The organism is Bartonella sp. CL70QHWL, from assembly GCF_042194855.1.
GTDB lineage: Bacteria > Pseudomonadota > Alphaproteobacteria > Rhizobiales > Rhizobiaceae > Bartonella.
The window spans coordinates 1-1189 of sequence record NZ_JBHINJ010000081.1; the positions used below are offsets into that span (position 1 = coordinate 1).

Genomic DNA, 1189 nt, shown 5'->3' on the forward strand with positions numbered 1-1189 from the left:
AATGGCGAAGAGCAAGTTTGAACGAACAAAACCGCATGTTAATATTGGTACGATTGGTCACGTTGATCATGGGAAGACCTCGTTGACAGCAGCGATTACGAAATATTTTGGTGAATTTAAAGCCTATGACCAAATTGATGCTGCGCCAGAGGAGCGCGCACGTGGAATTACTATTTCTACAGCACACGTTGAGTATGAAACGGAAAATCGTCACTATGCGCACGTTGATTGTCCGGGACACGCTGATTATGTGAAAAACATGATCACAGGGGCAGCACAGATGGATGGTGCTATTTTGGTTGTTTCAGCAGCTGATGGTCCAATGCCTCAGACACGTGAGCATATTTTGCTTGCGCGTCAGGTTGGTGTTCCAGCAATTGTTGTTTTTCTTAATAAAGTTGATCAGGTTGATGATGCAGAACTTTTGGAGCTTGTAGAGCTTGAGGTTCGGGAACTTTTATCCAAGTATGATTTCCCAGGTGATGATATACCAATTGTTAAGGGTTCTGCGTTGGCAGCTCTTGAAGATAAGGATAAAAGCATTGGTGAAGATGCTGTTCGTCTTTTAATGAGTGAAGTTGATAATTATATTCCAACCCCTGAACGTCCTGTTGATCAACCATTTTTGATGCCGATAGAAGATGTATTTTCGATTTCGGGTCGTGGAACCGTTGTTACGGGTCGTGTTGAGCGTGGTGTTATTAAAGTTGGAGAGGAAATCGAGATTATCGGTATTCGTCCAACATCTAAGACGACGGTTACAGGTGTTGAAATGTTCCGCAAGCTTTTAGATCAAGGTCAAGCGGGTGATAATATAGGAGCTCTTCTACGTGGTGTTGATCGTGAAGGGATTGAGCGTGGTCAAGTATTGGCAAAGCCAGGATCTGTTACACCTCATACGCGTTTTAAAGCAGAAGCTTACATTTTGACAAAAGATGAAGGTGGACGTCATACACCATTTTTCACGAATTATCGTCCTCAGTTTTACTTCCGTACGACGGATGTTACAGGTATTGTTACACTTCCAGAAGGAACGGAAATGGTTATGCCAGGTGACAATGTTGCGATGGATGTTTCGTTGATCGTTCCGATAGCGATGGAAGAGAAACTTCGTTTTGCTATTCGTGAAGGTGGTCGTACTGTTGGTGCCGGTATCGTCTCTAAGATCATTGAATAAATAATGCTTGTT

Annotated in this window: 1 protein-coding gene; it reads left to right on the forward strand. The window is 43.0% G+C overall.

Going from position 1 to position 1189, the window contains the following annotated elements; all coding sequences use genetic code 11:
* The first annotated feature begins 1 nt into the window (after position 1).
* Entirely contained in the window at positions 2 to 1177 is a 1176-nt protein-coding gene (gene tuf, locus ACFIJZ_RS09785; protein ID WP_012755022.1) for an elongation factor Tu, read from the forward strand.
* Positions 1178 to 1189 lie beyond the last annotated feature (12 nt).